Source organism: Actinocorallia populi (genome assembly GCF_002995495.1).
Taxonomy (GTDB): domain Bacteria; phylum Actinomycetota; class Actinomycetes; order Streptosporangiales; family Streptosporangiaceae; genus Actinocorallia; species Actinocorallia populi.
Map to the genome: position 1 here is coordinate 879,881 of NZ_PVZV01000001.1, position 16,115 is coordinate 895,995.

16 protein-coding genes are annotated in these 16,115 nt (G+C 71.7%); 9 read left to right on the forward strand and 7 right to left on the reverse strand.

Going from position 1 to position 16,115, the window contains the following annotated elements; all coding sequences use genetic code 11:
• Window positions 1-21: 21 nt before the first annotated feature.
• Entirely contained in the window at window positions 22-1,086 is a 1,065-nt protein-coding gene (locus C2865_RS04410; RefSeq protein WP_106396950.1) for an alpha/beta hydrolase, read from the forward strand.
• An 83-nt stretch (window positions 1,087-1,169) separates the two neighbouring features.
• Here the strand turns inward: C2865_RS04410 and C2865_RS04415 are convergent, their stop codons facing one another.
• Both C2865_RS04415 and C2865_RS04420 read right to left on the reverse strand, forming a co-directional pair.
• Window positions 1,170-2,621: a catalase gene (locus tag C2865_RS04415; RefSeq protein ID WP_106396951.1), complete on the reverse strand. Its 1,452-nt coding sequence runs from the start codon at window positions 2,619-2,621 to the stop codon at window positions 1,170-1,172.
• On the reverse strand, window positions 2,618-3,052 hold the full coding sequence (locus C2865_RS04420) for a Fur family transcriptional regulator (RefSeq protein WP_106396952.1): 435 nt from the start codon (window positions 3,050-3,052) through the stop codon (window positions 2,618-2,620). The genes C2865_RS04415 and C2865_RS04420 overlap by 4 nt, the downstream gene beginning before the upstream one ends.
• A 154-nt stretch (window positions 3,053-3,206) precedes the next feature.
• Between C2865_RS04420 and C2865_RS04425 the strand changes: the two genes are divergently transcribed.
• The 3 genes from C2865_RS04425 (at window position 3,207) to C2865_RS04435 (ending at window position 5,391) form a co-directional block, all read left to right on the forward strand.
• Window positions 3,207-3,833: a TetR/AcrR family transcriptional regulator gene (locus C2865_RS04425; RefSeq protein ID WP_232835345.1), complete on the forward strand. Its 627-nt coding sequence runs from the start codon at window positions 3,207-3,209 to the stop codon at window positions 3,831-3,833.
• A 20-nt stretch (window positions 3,834-3,853) separates the two neighbouring features.
• A complete protein-coding gene (locus C2865_RS04430; RefSeq protein WP_106396953.1) occupies window positions 3,854-4,456 on the forward strand; it encodes an LURP-one-related family protein in 603 nt (200 codons plus the stop codon).
• Window positions 4,457-4,533: 77 nt separating this feature from the next.
• The gene (locus C2865_RS04435) at window positions 4,534-5,391 is read left to right on the forward strand and encodes an alpha/beta fold hydrolase (protein WP_106396954.1); all 858 of its coding nucleotides are present in this window, start codon (window positions 4,534-4,536) and stop codon (window positions 5,389-5,391) included.
• Between the two features lie 37 nt (window positions 5,392-5,428).
• Here the strand turns inward: C2865_RS04435 and C2865_RS04440 are convergent, their stop codons facing one another.
• The gene (locus C2865_RS04440) at window positions 5,429-6,595 is read right to left on the reverse strand and encodes an aminotransferase class V-fold PLP-dependent enzyme (protein WP_106396955.1); all 1,167 of its coding nucleotides are present in this window, start codon (window positions 6,593-6,595) and stop codon (window positions 5,429-5,431) included.
• A 59-nt stretch (window positions 6,596-6,654) separates the two neighbouring features.
• Here C2865_RS04440 and C2865_RS04445 point away from each other — a divergent pair, with 59 nt between their 5' ends.
• Together C2865_RS04445 and C2865_RS04450 are read left to right on the forward strand one after the other, a co-directional pair.
• Window positions 6,655-7,689 (forward strand): CapA family protein, encoded by a 1,035-nt coding sequence (locus C2865_RS04445; RefSeq protein ID WP_106396956.1) that lies wholly within the window; start codon window positions 6,655-6,657, stop codon window positions 7,687-7,689.
• A 52-nt stretch (window positions 7,690-7,741) separates the two neighbouring features.
• Window positions 7,742-8,836, forward strand: a complete 1,095-nt coding sequence (locus C2865_RS04450; RefSeq protein WP_106396957.1) for a CapA family protein — start codon at window positions 7,742-7,744, stop codon at window positions 8,834-8,836.
• A 10-nt stretch (window positions 8,837-8,846) separates the two neighbouring features.
• Here C2865_RS04450 and C2865_RS04455 read toward each other — a convergent pair whose 3' ends face one another.
• Entirely contained in the window at window positions 8,847-9,767 is a 921-nt protein-coding gene (locus C2865_RS04455; RefSeq protein WP_106396958.1) for a Gfo/Idh/MocA family protein, read from the reverse strand.
• Between the two features lie 20 nt (window positions 9,768-9,787).
• Entirely contained in the window at window positions 9,788-10,501 is a 714-nt protein-coding gene (locus tag C2865_RS04460; RefSeq protein WP_106396959.1) for a hypothetical protein, read from the reverse strand.
• Between the two features lie 307 nt (window positions 10,502-10,808).
• Between C2865_RS04460 and C2865_RS04465 the strand changes: the two genes are divergently transcribed.
• Complete coding sequence (locus tag C2865_RS04465; protein WP_106396960.1) at window positions 10,809-11,954, forward strand: hypothetical protein; 1,146 nt, start codon at window positions 10,809-10,811, stop codon at window positions 11,952-11,954.
• Window positions 11,955-12,020: 66 nt separating this feature from the next.
• On the opposite strand, the gene C2865_RS04470 is transcribed toward C2865_RS04465, so the two are convergent.
• Together C2865_RS04470 and C2865_RS04475 are read right to left on the reverse strand one after the other, a co-directional pair.
• The gene (locus C2865_RS04470) at window positions 12,021-12,758 is read right to left on the reverse strand and encodes an IclR family transcriptional regulator (RefSeq protein WP_232835346.1); all 738 of its coding nucleotides are present in this window, start codon (window positions 12,756-12,758) and stop codon (window positions 12,021-12,023) included.
• 286 nt (window positions 12,759-13,044) lie between these two features.
• Entirely contained in the window at window positions 13,045-14,007 is a 963-nt protein-coding gene (locus C2865_RS04475) for a hypothetical protein (protein ID WP_157963559.1), read from the reverse strand.
• On the opposite strand from C2865_RS04475, the gene C2865_RS04480 reads away from it, so the two are divergent.
• Together C2865_RS04480 and C2865_RS04485 are read left to right on the forward strand one after the other, a co-directional pair.
• Window positions 13,997-14,134, forward strand: a complete 138-nt coding sequence (locus C2865_RS04480; protein ID WP_157963560.1) for a hypothetical protein — start codon at window positions 13,997-13,999, stop codon at window positions 14,132-14,134. The two genes, C2865_RS04475 and C2865_RS04480, sit on opposite strands and share 11 nt — an antisense overlap.
• Before the next feature lie 182 nt (window positions 14,135-14,316).
• A complete protein-coding gene (locus C2865_RS04485; protein WP_106396964.1) occupies window positions 14,317-16,101 on the forward strand; it encodes a fatty acyl-AMP ligase in 1,785 nt (594 codons plus the stop codon).
• Window positions 16,102-16,115: the final 14 nt, after the last annotated feature.

Here is a 16,115-nt window from a genome sequence, read left to right on the forward strand (position 1 = left end):
GAGAACGGTGCGTGCAGCAAGGTGAAGCTTCGGAAGTTCGGGCAGCTGGTGACCGGCGTGATGGCCGCGGCGGCGCTGGCTCTGTCCGCGGCGCCCGCGGTCGCCGAGCCCGGTCCGGCGGCGGCCGGACCCGCGGCGGCGGACAGCGGCGCGAAGATCACGGATGAGCGGTGGCTGGACGAGCGCACCGTGGACATCACCATCGACACGCCCGGGGTCGCCGCGATGGACCCGCAGGCGCGGATCCTGGTGCCCGAGGGGTGGAGCAAGGACGCCGCGCGCACCTGGCCGGTGCTGTACGTGCTCTCCGGCGGCCCGGACGCCTACACGATCTGGGCCGAGAAGACCGACATCGAGGAGACCGCCAAGGGCGACGACGTCATCGTGGTCATGCCCGACTCGGGCAAGGGCGGCGGCTTCGTCGACTGGTACAACGGCGGCCGGGGCGGCGATCCCAAGTGGGAGACCTTCCACACCAGGGAGCTGTCCCAGCTGGTCGAGCGCAACTTCCGGGGCAGCACCACCCGCGCGGTCATGGGCCTGTCCTCCGGCGGCTCCGGCGCGCTGATGTACGCCACCCGCAACCCCGGCTTCTACAAGTACGTGGCCTCCTACAGCGGCATGGCGCACATCACCAAGCCGGGCATCCCCACGATCATGCTGCTGTCGGACGTGGTCGACGGCTCCACCGAGAACCCCGACCCCTACGGCAAGCTGGGCGACCCGCTGTGGGACCGCTGGAACTGGCTGGAGCACGATCCGTACGTCAACGCCAGCAACCTGCGCGGCACCGGCGTCTACCTCTCCGCCGGCACCACCGGCCGGGTCGGCGAGCTGGACCTGACCCTGGAGGAGGTGATCGACGAGAAGGAGGGCGATCTCGTCGAGGTCACCAAGGCGTACGTGGCGGGCACGGTCAGCGAGAAGGTCATCGGCCTGACCAACGAGGACCTCGCCGCCCGCCTGAAGGCGATGAACATCCCGGCCACCGTGCACCTGTACGGGGACGGCCTGCACAGCTGGCCCTGGTGGAACCGCGAGTACAAGCTCGCCTGGCCGATGATCATGAAGGCGCTCGGCGCCTAGCCGCGCCGCGGACGGCGAAAGGGCGGGCACCCCGAGGGGTGCCCGCCCTTTGCGCGTCTTGGAGGACGGCCGGAACCTCAGGCTCAGGCGGTGACGCCCAGGCCCTTGGCGACGGACGCGCCGAGGTCCTTGTGGACGTTGGTCCAGTACTCGACGATCCGCTGCTTCATGTCCGAGGTGACCTCGGGCTTGGAGGCGTGGCCCACGACGTTGGAGACCATGTGGGCGCGGTCGGTCTCGGACAGGACGTTCTCCCACAGGGCACGCGCCTGGCCGAAGTCGTCGTCCTCGGCGTGCAGGCGGTAGGCGCTGCGGACGATCTCACCGGTGAGGGCGTAGTGCTCGCCCTCGTACAGCGACGGGTCGGCGGCCGGTCCGCCGAACGAGTTCGGCGCGTAGTGCGGGCCGGACGGCTGGCGGAAGGTCATCGGACCGTCGAAGTTGTAGGAGTGGACCGGAGACTGCGGCTGGTTGACCGGCAGCTGCAGGTAGTTCGCGCCGATCCGGTAGCGGTGGGCGTCGGGGTAGGAGAACAGCCGGCCCTGGAGCATCTTGTCCGGGGACGGGCCGATGCCGGGCACGAACGCCGACGGCTCGAACGCGGCCTGCTCGATCTCGGCGAAGTAGTTCGCCGGGTTGCGGTTCAGGGTGAACCGGCCGATCGTGATCTCGGGGTAGTCGGCGTGCGGCCACACCTTGGTCAGGTCGAACGGGTTGAACCGGTAGTCCGCGGCGTCCTCGAACGGCATGATCTGCACGTTCACCGTCCACGACGGGTGGTCGCCCCGGTTGATCGCGTCGTGGAGGTCGCGGATGTGCAGGTCGGGGTCGGCGACCTGGGCCGCGGCGGCCTCGGCGTCGGTGAAGTTCTTGATGCCCTGCTCGGTCTTGAAGTGGTACTTCACCCAGAACTTCTCTCCGGCGGCGTTGTACCACAGGAAGGTGTGGGAGCCGAAGCCGTGCATGTTCCGCCAGGTGGCGGGCGTGCCGCGGTCGGTCATCAGGAAGCTGACCTGGTGGGCGGACTCGGGCGACTGCGTCCAGAAGTCCCACTGCGCGTTGTGGTCGTGCAGGTGGTTGTCCGGGCGGCGCTTCTGGGTGTGGATGAAGTCGGAGAACTTCTGCGGGTCGCGGATGAAGAAGATCGGGGTGTTGTTACCGACGATGTCGTAGTTGCCCTGATCGGTGTAGAACTTCAGCGCGAAGCCGCGCGGGTCGCGCGCGCTGTCGGCGCTGCCGAGCTCGCCGGCGACCGTGGAGAAGCGCAGGAGCAGCGGCGTCTCCTGGCCCTTCTGGAAGAGGCCGGCCTTGGTGAACTGGCTCACGTCCTCGGTGATCTGCAGCACGCCGTAGGCGCCACCGCCCTTGGCATGGACGACGCGTTCGGGAACCCGTTCCCGGTTGAAGTGCGCCATCTTCTGGATCAGGTAGTGGTCCTGGAGCAGCAGCGGGCCGTTGGCTCCGACGGACTGCGAGAACTCGTCGCTGGGCGCGGGGGCGCCGTTGTCGTCGGTGGTGATCGGCCTGGTGGTCATGGATGTCCTCCTTGACAGTCGGGGCAGAGGCCCCAGTAGATGACGTCTGCCTCGTCGACCTGGAAACCGGCGTCGGCCGCCGGCTCCAGACAGGGGGCGTGGCCCACCGCACAGTCGACATCGGCCACCGCGCCGCACTGCCGGCACACGAGGTGGTGGTGGTTGTCCCCGACCCGGGACTCGTAGCGGGCGGGGCTCCCCGCGGGCTCGATCCGACGCAGGATGCCCGTGCCGGTGAGCGCGTTGAGGGCCTCGTAGACCGCCTGGGTGGAGACGTGGCCGACGCGTTCGCGGACCCTGCCCGCCACTTCCTCGGCGGTCAGGTGCCGTGCGAGACGCAGGCACTCCAGGATCGCCACCCGGGCGGACGTCACTCTCAGTCCGGCACCGCGCAGCTGTTCGGCGGAGGTCGCCTTCTCGGTCACGCTCATACTCAACCTCATAAACACGACTAAGTCAAGAAAACGAGGAGGCCATGTTTGGCTGCCTCCCCGGGCGCCGGTCCCTCCGGCGCCTTTCGTCAAAGGTACGGACCGGTGCCGAACGGATTGCGCGCAAGGCGGGTGACCAGGGGATGATGGGCGGGTGACCGAGACAGGGACGCCACTACGCAGAAGGCCGGCCCAGCGACGCTCCGCCGAACGGGTGCAGCGGATGCTGGACGCCTGCGCCGAGATCCTCGACGAGTCGGGCTACGAAGGGCTGTCCACCACCCGGATCGCCCAGCGCGCGGGTGTCGCCATCGGCTCGGTCTACCAGTTCTTCCCCGACAAGCGGGCCGTCGCCCAGGCCCTGGCCCTGCGCAACCTCGAGCAGTTCGGCGAGCGGATCGGCGACCTGCTGGCGGGCGGGCCGCTGGAGCGCTGGTCGGAGACGGTCGGCCAGGCCGTCGACATCTTCGTCGAGATGCACCGGACGGTGCCGGGCTTTCGGGTGCTGCGCTTCGGCGACGCGGCCGACCTCCACCTGCTGGACGAGTCGGCCGACAACAACGCCGTGGTGGCCGGCCGGCTGCGGGAGCTGATCGTCCGGTCCACCGGGGTGGCCGACACCCCCGCCCTCGAGCGGGCCTTCGCCATCGCGGTGGAGACGGCGGACGCGCTGATCAAGATGGCCTTCCGCCGGGAGCCCGACGGCGACGACCTGGTGATCGACGAGGCCAAGGGCCTCGTCCAGAGCTATCTCTCTACTTACCTGGACAGACAGCCATAGGGAGCTTGTAAGTTCCTGAAATGGACTTCAACTGGTTCCAGGCCCAGACCCGGTTCCTCGTACGCCAGCGCTTCACCCTCATGGTCAACAAGTACGAGGTGCACACGCCGGGCCCGGACGGGCGCGAGCAGCATCTCGTCGCGTTCGCCCAGCAGAAGCGGATGGCGTTCAAGGAGCAGGTGACCCTCTACACCGACGAGACCAAGCAGCACGTGCTGGCCGGGTTCCGGGCGCGCCAGCGCATCGACCTCGGCGCCACGTACGACATCGTCGACCACGCGGGGCAGCCGATCGGCAACTTCCGCAAGGACTTCAAGCGCTCCCTGACCAGTTCGACCTGGCACCTGGAGCAGCCGGGCCTGGGGGTGGCCACGGGCACCGAGCGCAACCAGACGGTGGCCATCCTGCGCCGGATCTGGGGCCTCATCCCCTTCCTGGGCGACCTGCCGTTCGCCTGGCCGTACCACTTCGACTTCACCGCGGGCGGGACGCAGCCGGTGTTCTCGGTGGTCAAGAAGATCGGCCTGCGGGACAAGTACGTGGTGGAGATCCACGATCCGCGGATCGACCGCAGGCTGGTCGTCGCCCAGGCGGTCGCGCTCGACGCGCTGCAGAGCCGTTAGGGCCTCGAAAGGGCCACATTCACGGACATTACGTCTTTGGCGCGGCGTCCCGGCGTGCCGAATGTCACCATGGGGTCATGACCGGTGACGAACAGGCACGGCGGCCGGTGGAGGAGCCGGTGTGGCCGCGGAGCGGTTCTCTCGGGGGAGTGCCCTTCGTGGCGCTGCCGCCCACCGCGGTGGACGCGCCCGCGCAGGACGGCCTCATCGTCTGCTGGCACGCCTTCGAGCCGCCCCGTACCGAGGCGGCGATGGCCGCGGCGCTGCCCATGACGGGCATGCCCGTCTGGCGGGTCTACCTGGGGCTGCGGCTGCCCGGCCGCACCGAGAACGACTACCTGGAGCTGCTGGGAGCCACGGTGGAGCGCGCGGCGGCCGGGCTGGCCGACGCCGTCGCCGGGCTGCGCGAACTGCTCGGCCTGCCGGACGGGGAGGTCGGGCTGGTCGGGCACGGCGAGGGCGCGATGGCCGCGCTGCTGGCCATGGCCGAGCGGCGGGTGCCGGTGTCGGCCGCGGCGCTCATCGCCCCGATGGCCAGGCCCGCCCGGGTGGTCGAGGCCAGGGAGCGCAGGCTGGGCCCCTATCCCTGGACGCCGCAGACCAGGGCGGTCGCCGAACGGCTCGACCTCGCCGCCCGGGTCGCCGAGATCGCCGAGGCCGACCCCCGGATGCTGCTGGTCGGCGGCGCGAGCGACCTGCTCGTCCCCGCCGAGGAGGTGCAGGAGCTGCACGGGCTGCTCACCGGCGCCGGGATCTCCCGCGCCGAGGCGGTGACCTTCCGGATGGGGCACGCGCTCGCCGCCGAGCCGGGCCTGGAGCCCAAGCCGCCCCTGGCCGCCGCGGTCAGCGTCGACGCCGCGCTGACCGACTGGTTCCGCCGGCACCTGACCGCCGGGTCCGGCGCGAGCAGGATGATGGCGGGTCAGGCCGGTTGAGCCCCGCCCCCGTCCCGCCGCGGCCGGCCGCTCCCGGTCACACCAGCGAGGCCAGGACGCGCACGGCCCGGTCCAGCTCCTCCTCGGTGTTGTAGTAGTGCACCGAGGCGCGGACGCGGGAGCGCGGGGCCAGGCCCTCGTCGTAGCGGTAGGTCTGCTCGGAGACCCGGGTGACGACGCCCGCCGCGGCCAGCTTCGGCACCAGGGTCTCGGCGCTCTGCCCGGCGTGGGTGAAGGTGACGATGCCGCTCTTGCGCAGCCCCCGGTCGTGGACGGTGATCCCGGGCACCTCGGCCAGCGCTGCCCGCAGCCGGGAGGCCAGCGCGCCCACCCGCTCGGCGATCGCGTCGAGGCCGAGGTCCAGCGCGTACCCGGCGGCCTCGATCAGGCCCAGCTGGTTCGCGACGGAACGTTCCCAGGTCTCGAAGCGGCGGGCGTCCGGCCGGAAGGCGAAGCCGTCGGGCCCGGTGAGGTCGGCCGAGAGCAGGTCGACGACCGGCGGGTCGAGCCGCTCCAGCACCGAGCGGCGCACGTACAGGAAGCCGGTCCCGCGCGGCCCGCGCAGGAACTTGCGGCCGGTGGCCGACAGCAGGTCCACGTTCAGCCCGTCCACGTCGAGCGGGAGCTGGCCGGCCGACTGGCAGGCGTCCAGCAGGAACAGCGCGTCGTGGGCGCGGGCCAGCGCGCCGACCTCGGCGGCCGGGTTGACCAGCCCGTCGTGGGTGGGCACGTGGTTGAGCGCCACCAGCCGCACCCCGCCCCGGCCGAGGGAGTCGGCCAGCGCCTTCAGGTCGATGGTGCCGTGCTCGTCGTCGGGGACGACCTCGACCGAGACCCGGTGCCTGCGGGCGGCCTGCACGTAGGCGAGCGCGTTGCTGGAGTACTCGCTGGTCGTGGTGAGGATCCGGTCGCCGGGGGCGAAGGGGATCGCGTAGAACGCCTGGTCCCAGGCGCGCGTGGCGCTGTCGGTGACGGCGATCTCGTCGGGGGCGGCTCCGACGAGCCGGGCCAGCACCGCGTACCCTTCCTCCAGCCGCCCGTGCGCCCGGTCGGCGGCCTCGTACCCGCCGATCTCCGCCTCCAGCTCCAGATGGGAGACCACCGTGTCGAGCACGGGCCGCGCGGGCAGCGCCGAGCCCGCGGCGTTCAGGTGGACGGCGTTCCTGGTCCCGGGTGTCTCTTCCCTGATCCGTTCGATGTCCACGCTGGTCCCTTCGCTGGGTCGGTACGAACCAGCATAAAGAGCCCTGCATCCTAGGGAGCATGATGCGCAGACTGATCGCCGCCGGAACCGTGTTCGCCCTCGTGGGAGGCGCCCTCGCCGGATGCGGCGGGGAGGGGGACGCCGAGGCGAAGGACCTGCCCGCCATCACGGTGGCGTTCGGCGGCGACGTGAACTTCGAGGGCGGGCTGCGCGACCGGCTGGCCGACCCGGCGAACGCGCTGGGCCCCATCTCCAAGTGGCTCGGCGCCGCCGACCTGGCGGTGGTCAACCTGGAGACCGCGGTCACCGAGGGCGGCACCCCGGCCGCCAAGCAGTTCACCTTCCGGTCTCCGGCCACCGCGTTCGACGCGCTGAAGGGCGCGGGCGTCGACGTGGCGTCGATGGCCAACAACCACGGCATGGACTACGGGCCCGAGGGGCTCCGGGACTCCCTGGCCGCGGCGAAGGAGAAGGGCTTCCCCGTCGTCGGCATCGGCGCGGACGCGGCCGAGGCGTTCCGCCCCCATGTCGCGGAGGTCAAGGGCACCAAGGTCGCGGTCTTCGGCGCCACCCAGGTGCTGGACGACGAGCTGGCCTCCGCCTGGACGGCCACCGACTCCCAGCCGGGGCTCGCCTCGGCCAAGGACCCGGCGCGGCTCGTCGAGGCCGTCCGCAAGGCCAAGGACGACTACGACACCGTCATCGTCAAGCTGCACTGGGGCGTGGAGAAGCAGAGCTGCCCGACCGACGACCAGAAGACGCTCGCCGACCGGCTCGTCGAGGCCGGCGCGGACGCCGTGGTCGGCAGCCACGCGCACGTCCTGCAGGCGGGCGGCTTCCACCCGGAGAAGAAGGACAAGTACATCCACTACGGTCTGGGCAACTTCGTCTTCTACAGCTTCACGCCCGGCACCCCCACCAGCCAGAGCGGTGTCCTCGTGCTGACCATCAAGGGCCACGAGGTGCAGAACGCCGACTGGGCCCCGGCCGTGCTGGAGCAGCCCGGCCTGCCGCGGCCGCTGACCGGCGCCGAGGCGCAGAGCGCCTACACCGGCTGGACGGCGCTGAACGGCTGCGCGGGTCTCACCCAGTGACGGGAGCGGGTCTGCCATTCTGTTCCGGACACCCAGGGGTGAGGAGGACGGAATGCGCGCAAAGGTGATCCTGGCGGCGTCTTTGGCCGGGGTGCTGGCGGCGTCCGCGTGCAGCAGCGGCGAGGACAAGGCCGAGGCCGAGGCCGGGGACGCCAGGCCGTCGCGGCCCGCGTCGCAGGCCCCGCCGCCCGTCGCGGAGCCGCCGGCCAAGGAGCCCGTCGTCCTGGCGTTCGGCGGCGACGTGCACTTCGAGGGCCAGCTGCGCGCCCGGCTGGGCAGCCCCAGGACGGCGCTCGGCCCGATCGCCTCGACGCTGCGCAAGGCGGACCTGGCCATGGTCAACCTGGAGACGGCCATCACGACCGGCGGCACCCCGGCGCCCGGCAAGGAGTTCACCTTCCGGGCCCCGGCGACGGCGTTCACCGCGCTGAAGGCGGCGGGCGTCGACGTGGTCAGCATGGCCAACAACCACGGCATGGACTACATGGAGACGGGGCTGGCCGACTCCCTGAAGGCGATCAGGAGGACGAAGTTCCCGACCGTGGGCATCGGCCGTGACGCCAAGGCCGCCTACGCCCCCTACAGGACGACCGTCAAGGGCAACAGGATCGCGATCCTGGGCGCCACCCAGGTGCTGGACGACCACCTCATCCCGGCCTGGACCGCCACCGACACCCAGGGCGGGCTGGCCTCGGCCAAGGAGGTCCCGCGCATGGTCCAGGCGGTGAAGCAGGCCCGCAAGGGCTCCGACCTGGTGATCGTCCACCTGCACTGGGGCGAGGAGCTCAACCCCTGCCCGCTGCCCCGCCAGCAGGAGCTGGCCCGGCAGCTCGTCGACGCGGGAGCGGACGCGGTGGTCGGCGGGCACGCCCACATCCCGCTCGGCGGCGGCTACCTGGACGACGCCTACATCCACTACGGCCTGGGCAACTTCGTCTTCTACTCGGCGAGCGGCCAGACGGCGAACTCGGGGGTCCTGCTGCTCAAGGCCGCGGAAGGCAAGATCACCAAGGCGGTGTGGAAGCCCGCCCGCATCTCCGGCGGGCTGCCGGCCGCGCTCAGGGGCGCGCCGGCCAAGGCCGAGCTGAAGCGCTGGCAGGGCCTGCGCGGGTGCACCGGTCTGAAGGCGCGGAAGGGCTCCTCCTGACCGCCTCCGGTCAGGAGGCCTTCAGCAGGCGTTCGGCCAGCCGGTGGGTCGGCAGGACGCGGGACGCCGACACCTCGCAGGACTCGGGCGAGGCGAGGTTGTCCAGGACGTGCTCCAGCAGGGCGGCGAACCCCTTGCGGTGGGCGACCGACTCCCAGGAGGCGGCGGGCGGGAGCTGGACCCGCCCGTCGCGGCGCAGCTCCAGCCGCTCCAGGTCCGTGACGGTCGCCGAACGCCCGTCGCCGTGCACCTCCAGCCGTTCGGTGTCGGCGCCCGAGCCGCGGTGCATGGCCAGCGTGCCGCTGACGCCGTCCGCGCCGAGCAGCGCGGCGCACAGCAGCATGCGGCCGTGGGCGTCGGTGCGCAGCAGGAGGTCCTCCCGCTCCGGCTCCGCGGTCTGCGCGCCGAGGAGCCAGAGGGCGAGGTCCAGCAGGTGGATGGCGTCGTCGTAGACGGTGTGCCGGGCGGGCGCGTCCTGGAAGGCGGGGCGGTGCTTGTCCAGGGAGAACCAGCGGGGCCGTCCGGAGATCCAGTAGCGGGCGGTCCGGTAGGCGGGGGCGAACCTGCGGTTGAAGCCGACCGCGAGCAGGACGCCGCGCTCCTCGGCGAGCCCGGCCAGGCGCTCGGCCTCACCGGGGTCGGCGGACAGCGGCTTGTCCACATAGGTGGGGATTCCGCGGCGCAGGCACTCGCCGACGATCTCGAAGTGCGCCTCGGTCGCCGCGTGGACCAGGACCAGGTCGAGGTCGCGGTCCAGCAGTTCGCGGTGGTCGGTGGTGCCGAAGGGGACGCGGTACCGCGAGAGGACGGAGTCGACGGCGGTGGCCGAACGGCTGGCCACGCCGGCGAGCTCCGTCCTGGCGTGCCCGGCGACCAGCGGGAGGTAGGCCTTCTCCGCTATGTCGCCGAGCCCGATGAGTCCGATGCGCATACCCGCACGCTATCGCGGGGTCACTCGCCGTCCGCGAAGGCGAAGCTCTCGGGCACCTTCACCTTGGCGTTCTCCTCGGCGGTGCCGTAGACGATCCCGATCTCGCGGTGGTGGCTGAGCTCGATCTCGCTCGGGTCGTCCTGCACCTCCTTGCCGTCGATGTAGAACTTCAGGGTGCGCTCGGCGTCGGCCTTGAACTGGCCGATCTGCGTCTTGCTCAGCGGGATCTCCCAGATCTTGAAGACCTGGTCGAGGGTGAAGACCTTGTCGGCGCTGTAGGACTCCACGTGCAGCACGCCGCGGGCGTCGTGGGTGTGCAGCTCGGCGATGTTGTTGGTGGGGTCGATGCCGAGGTTCGCCGGGACCGGCTGCTGCTGCCCGTTGATGAAGAGGCTGAGGTGGGCGTGCTCGTGCTTGGCGTCGCCCTCCATGCCGGCCTTCACCTCGAGCCCGAGGTCCTTGGCGACCCTGACCGGGTCGGCGGGCAGCGCCCAGGGCGGACCGGCCTCGATCCGCGCCTTGTTGGCCTTGGCGAGCTTCTCCACCTGCTCGCGCTCGTTCTTCTCGATCGCCCAGTAGGCGCCGCCGCCCAGGGCGCCCACCACCACGATCACCACGGCGAAGGTGATCAGCCAGCGGACGCGCTCCCGCCGCTTCTCCACCGCACGCATGGCGGCCACGCGTTCCTTCGCGCTCGCCTTAGAGACGTCGCCGCCCTTGTTCTTGGTCGCCACTGCTCTTGGTCCTCCGGCTCGTTCGGGGGCACAGCCAAACAGGCCCCCGGTAAAGGGTAGGTAAGAGCTTGGACTGCGCGGACCGCTCCGCGCCACCCCGGAACCCAGGGGGTCCTGTGTGGATTTCCGGGGAAAAGGCTGTGGGTAAATGCCGGAAAAATTGGTAACCGCAAGTTTTTCTTGATCGTTTCAGGCGTTCATAATGAATTCGCGAGTCTCCTCAACGGCCGCGGTGAGCTGTACTAACGTCCCCCAGCGACGGTGCCGCCGAAGGGGCGGGGAAACGAGCCGTCCGGGGGGATGAGAAATGAAGAGCACCACCAGGAACCTGATCTGCGCCATCACGTTCGCTCCGGTGGTCGCCCTGCTCGCCGGGGCGCCCGCACAGGCCGCCGACGACGGCCCGCTGGCGAAGCTGCTGGACCGGGACGGCGCCAAGGGGTCGGCCGCGGATCTGGCGAGCCCGGTCCTCGGCCCGTTCCCCTACCTGGCCAACGACACGGTGCGCAGCGCCGGCACCTCGCGGGTGGAGGCGCACCGGGGCGGGGCGCACGAGGCCACCGCGCTGCTCGGCCCCACCAGCAGCGAGAAGTACGGCCTGCAGGCCGAGGGCATCGCCAGCAAGTGCGTGACGCCGGCCAAGGGCCGGAGCAAGGGCGGGACCCTCATCGAGGAGGGCAGGCTGCAGGGCCGCAAGCTGCCCGAGTACCCCGCGGTCAACCAGCAGGTCCCGCTGCGGGACGGCGCGTACGCGATCCTCAACAAGCAGGTGCGCAACGCCGAGGGCTACACCGTCATCGGCACCCAGTTCGTCGACCGGGACGGCAAGACCACCGACGTGGCGAAGACCCGCTGCGTCACCCCCAAGAAGATGATGTCCGCGCAGCGCCGGGTGCCGGGCGGCACCGCCGCGCAGGAGGCCGCGCCCGCCAAGCCCGCCGCGCCGGACCCCGGCACCGAGGCGGTCGGAAACCTGCTGGAGGGCCTGGTCGGCGGCCTGATGGACATGCAGGGCCGGCTCGACACCTACATGCAGCGCAAGAGCCCGGTCACCCTCGAGGTCGCCGACGAGCTCGGCGAGAAGGTCGGCGAGGCCGCCGTCCCGTACATGCCGGAGAACGCCAAGAAGGCCAAGGCCGCGCCCGGGGCCGGCCCCAAGACCGCGCCCGCCCCGCAGACGAAGAAGGCAGCGCCCAAGGGGCAGCGGCGCGCCATGGCGGCGGCCGAGCCCGACCCCAAGCTGCTGGGCAACGAGGTCCTCAACACCAAGGGCGACGACATCTTCGACGTGCTCAAGGGCAGCGGCACCAACAGCGGCCTGAAGACCTCGCTCCTGGACGAGAAGAAGAACAAGAACAAGAAGGCCACCGAGGGCGGCCTGTTCGGCGGGCTGCCCGGCCTGTCGCAGCTCCCGGCGAACGTGACGGACCTGCTCGAGGGCAACTCGGCCTGATCCCTCCCGTCAGAGGATTCCGCACGGCTTCCGGGCCGTGCGGAATTTTTTTCTCTTCTCCCGCCCTCAGGTTCGGGCGAGCGCGGCGGCGAAGGCCTCCGCGGCGTTCCGCATGACGGGGACGACGGTCTCGATGGCCTCGGGCGTCATCCGGCCGCTGGGGCCCGAGACGGAGAAGGCCGCCAGGGCCGGGGCGTCCGGCAGGGGGACCGCCACGCAGCGCACGCCCAGCTCCTGCTCCTCGTCGTCCATGGCGTAGCCGCGCTCCCGGATGACGGCCAGCTCGGCCAGCAGCGCGCCGGGGTCGGTGCGGGTGTGCGGGGTGCGGGCGGGCATGCCGGTGCGGGCCAGCAGGGCGCGCACGCCGTCCTCCGGCAGCTGGGCCAGCAGCGCCTTGCCCACCCCGGTGCAGTGCGGCAGCACCCGGCGGCCCACCTCGGTGAACATGCGCATGGAGTGCCGGGAGGGCACCTGCGCGACGTAGAGCGCCTCGTCGCCTTCGAGCACCGCCATGTTCGCGGTCTCGCCGAGCCGGTCCACCAGGCCGGCCAGCACGGGCCGGGCCCAGGCGCCCAGCAGCCGGGACGCGCCCTCGCCCAGCCGGATCAGCCGGGGGCCGAGCGAATAGCGCCGGGAGGGCTCCTGGCGCACGTAGCCCCGGGCGACCATCGTCTGCATCAGCCGGTAGACGGTCGGCATCGGCAGACCGGCCTTCTCGGCGAGCTCGGAGATCGCCATCTCGCCGCCCGCGTCGGTGAGATGCTCCAGCAACTCGAAGGCCCGTTCCAGGGACCGCACACTCATGGCCTCAGTGTACGGAAACTGCATTTCGCTCTATGAAAGTGGTCTGGGAGGTTATCGCCGAGCATCGTGGGGGATGACCTTGCTGCCCCCCTTGACCCCCGCTGAAGCAACGGGAGGTGGCGGTGGCACGGGCGAGACGACGGGCGTGGGGTGCGGCGCTCACGACGGGAGTGGTCCTGTGGGCGCTGCCGGGCGCGGCCTGGTCCGCCTGCCCCCCGCCCTCTCCGCCGGACCGGGAAGAGGGATCTGAGCCCCCCGGGCGGTACGAACCCCACGAACCCGGATTTCACGCGCCCCGGCCGTTCCCGCACTCACCCGATCCGCGGCCTCGCCGCCCGCCGGAGCGTCCGGCGGAGGCGGAGGTGTCCGTCGACCTCGCCGAGGAGGACGGTCCCGGTAGGAGGGACGGGCGGTTCGGCGCCACGGTCCGGATCGACGTGGGGCGCGGGACGGCCCGGCAGGCGCGGCTGACCGTGACCGGGCCCGTCCGGTGGGTGCGGTTCCCGCCGTCCTGCACGGCGAGGGGGACGCGGCTGGGCTGCGACCTGGGCGAGCTCGCCGGGACGACGGGACTCCGGCTCGCGTTCCAGGAGCAGGGCCAGGGGCGGGGGACGGCCGGGGCGGACCGGGCGCTGCGGGCCGTCGTCGGGTCACCGGACCTGCCGGAGTCGGTGCGGACCGTCAGGCTGCCGGAGCGGGAGTCCCGGCAGGAGGCGGGGGAGCGGCCCGAGGCCGAGGCTCCCGCGTCTCCCGCGTCTCCCGCGTCTTCGAAGACCACCGGACCGGTGAGGACGGGGACGGGCGAGCCGGCGAGAACGAGGACGAAGGCGAAGACGGGGGAGGCGGTGCCCGCGAGGGCCGGGGCGGATGAGCCGGTGCGGACCGGGACGCGCGGGTCGTCGCGGGCGAAGAAGGTGAAGGAGGCGAAGGACGGGACGCGCAGATCGTCGCGGGCGAAGGACGAGACGGGCGGGCCCGCCGGGGCGAAGAAGAGGCGCGAGGCGGCGGTGCGGACGGGGAGCGTTCCCCGGAGGGCCGCCGGGCCGGTGAAGAGCCGGAGGCCGTCCCGGGACACGGTCGTTCCCGCGGCACCGGCAGCTCCTGTGGTCCCCGCGGTGCCGAGCGTGCGCCCGGCGCCGTCCGTGCGGCCTTCCGCGGTGCTCCCCGCCCCGCCGAAGGAGCCGGCGGTGGCACTGCCGCCGGTCAGGCCCGCGGCTCCCGCGACGCAGGAGCCGCGGTTGAGCGTCACCGGCAGCGAGGGGCCGCTGGCGGACGACGGCCGGGGCTGGCTGGTGGTGCTGGCGGTGGCGCTGGCGGGCGAGATGATCCTGCTGTGGTTCGTCACCGCGCTGGCGTTGTGGCGGCGCCGTACCTGATCCGCGCAGACCTGAAGGAGAGCGCGCCGGACGGGGAGTGAACCGGTAGTAAGACATACCCGGCTTATCACCTCGCTGATAAAAGGTCCGGATGGGTATCGTCTTGGCGGTTAGTGACCGGGTGTACCCCGATTCCGGTAGCCTCGCGAAGTCATACCCACGGCCCTCTCCTGGAGTCCTTCATGGCATTGGGTTCACTGCTCCCCGATCTCAGCCTCCGCCCGCTGGTCGAGTCGTTGGCCGAGCACGCCGTGACCAAGCCCGATGCCAAGGCGTTCACGTTCGTCGACTACTCCAGTGACCGCGACGGCGCCAAACACACCCTCACCTGGGGCGAGGTCTGGCGCAGGACGCAGGCGACGGCCGTCGCGCTGCGCCGGATCGCCGAGCCGGGCGAGCGCGCCGCGCTGCTGCTGCCGCAGAGCCTGGACTACCTGACCGCGATGTGCGGCGCGTTCGCGTCCGAGATCGTGGCGGTGCCGCTGTTCTCGCCCGACCTGCCCGGCAACGCCGACCGGTTGATCCGCGCCTACTCCGACGCCGAGCCCGCCGTGATCGTGACGGTGCGCTCCGCGCTCCCCTACGTCGAGAAGTTCCTGGACGAGCACGAGGTGCCCCGGCCGCGCGGCATCGTGCTGTCCGACGAGCTCGACCCCGCGTCCGGTGCCGGCTGGGAGCTGCCCGAGCTGACCCCCGGCGACCTGGCGTACCTGCAGTACACCTCCGGGTCGACCAGCAGCCCCGCCGGAGTCGAGATCACCCACGGCGGGTTCGCCGCCAACGCCCGCCAGCTGTGGCGCTCCTGGAACCCGCCGGAGATCGAGACCTGCGAGGCGGTCACCTGGCTGCCGCTCTTCCACGACATGGGGCTGATCACCGCGCTGGCGCTGCCGCTGGTGAACGGCAACCACGTGATCCTCGCCGACCCGATGTCGTTCCTCATGCGCCCGATCCGCTGGATGCGGCTGCTGTCGGAGTGCCCGAACGTCTACACCGCGGGCCCGAACTTCGCCTACGACTACGTGGCGGGCCAGGCCAACGACAAGAGCCTCGCCGGGATCGACCTCAGCGGCGTCAACGTGTGCCTGAACGGGGCCGAACCGGTCCGCCCGTCCACGCTCAAGGCGTTCAACGACGCGTTCGCCCCGGCCGGGCTGCGGCCCGGCGTGCTGCGCCCGGCCTACGGGCTGGCCGAGGCGACGGTCTTCGTCTCCGGCAGCTTCGTCACCAACCCCGATCCGGACGAGCCCGCCCGGCAGCTCGGCGTGGACCGCGAGGAGCTCACCCAGGGGCGGATCGTCCCGTCCGAGGCGGAGAACGCCCAGCACCTGGTCTCCTGCGGCGCGCCGCAGGGCCAGCTCGTCGCGATCGTCGACCCGGAGACCCGGCGCGAGCAGCCCGACGGCACCGTCGGCGAGATCTGGGTGCACGGGCCGAACGTCGGCCGCGGCTACTGGGGCAACGGCGAGCGCAGCGCCGAGACGTTCGGCGCCGTGATCGAGGACGCCGCCGAGGGGATCCCGGCCGGCGGCTGGATGCGCACCGGGGACTTCGGCGCGGTGCACGCCGGCGAGCTGTACGTGACGGGCCGGATCAAGGACCTCATCATCGTCGACGGGCGCAACCACTACCCGCAGGACATCGAGGTCACCACCGAGGAGTCCAGCCCGGCGATCCGGCCCGACTACGTCGCGGCCTTCGCCATCCCCGGCGAGGAGACCGAGCGGCTGGTCGTGGTGGCCGAGCGCAACCGCCGGGTGCCGATCGCCAAGCTGGACCTGGCCGAGGTGGAGCGCGCCGTGCGCGCCGGGGTCAACCAGGTGCACGAGATGAGCATCCACGAGTTCGTGCTGATCGAACCGGGCTCCCTGTCCCGCACGTCCAGCGGGAAGGTCGCCAGGGCGGCGACCCGCACCCGTTACCTGGAAGGCGATCTGGTGCGCACCGCAGACCGTCTCACTCGCTGATCCAGGGGGATCTC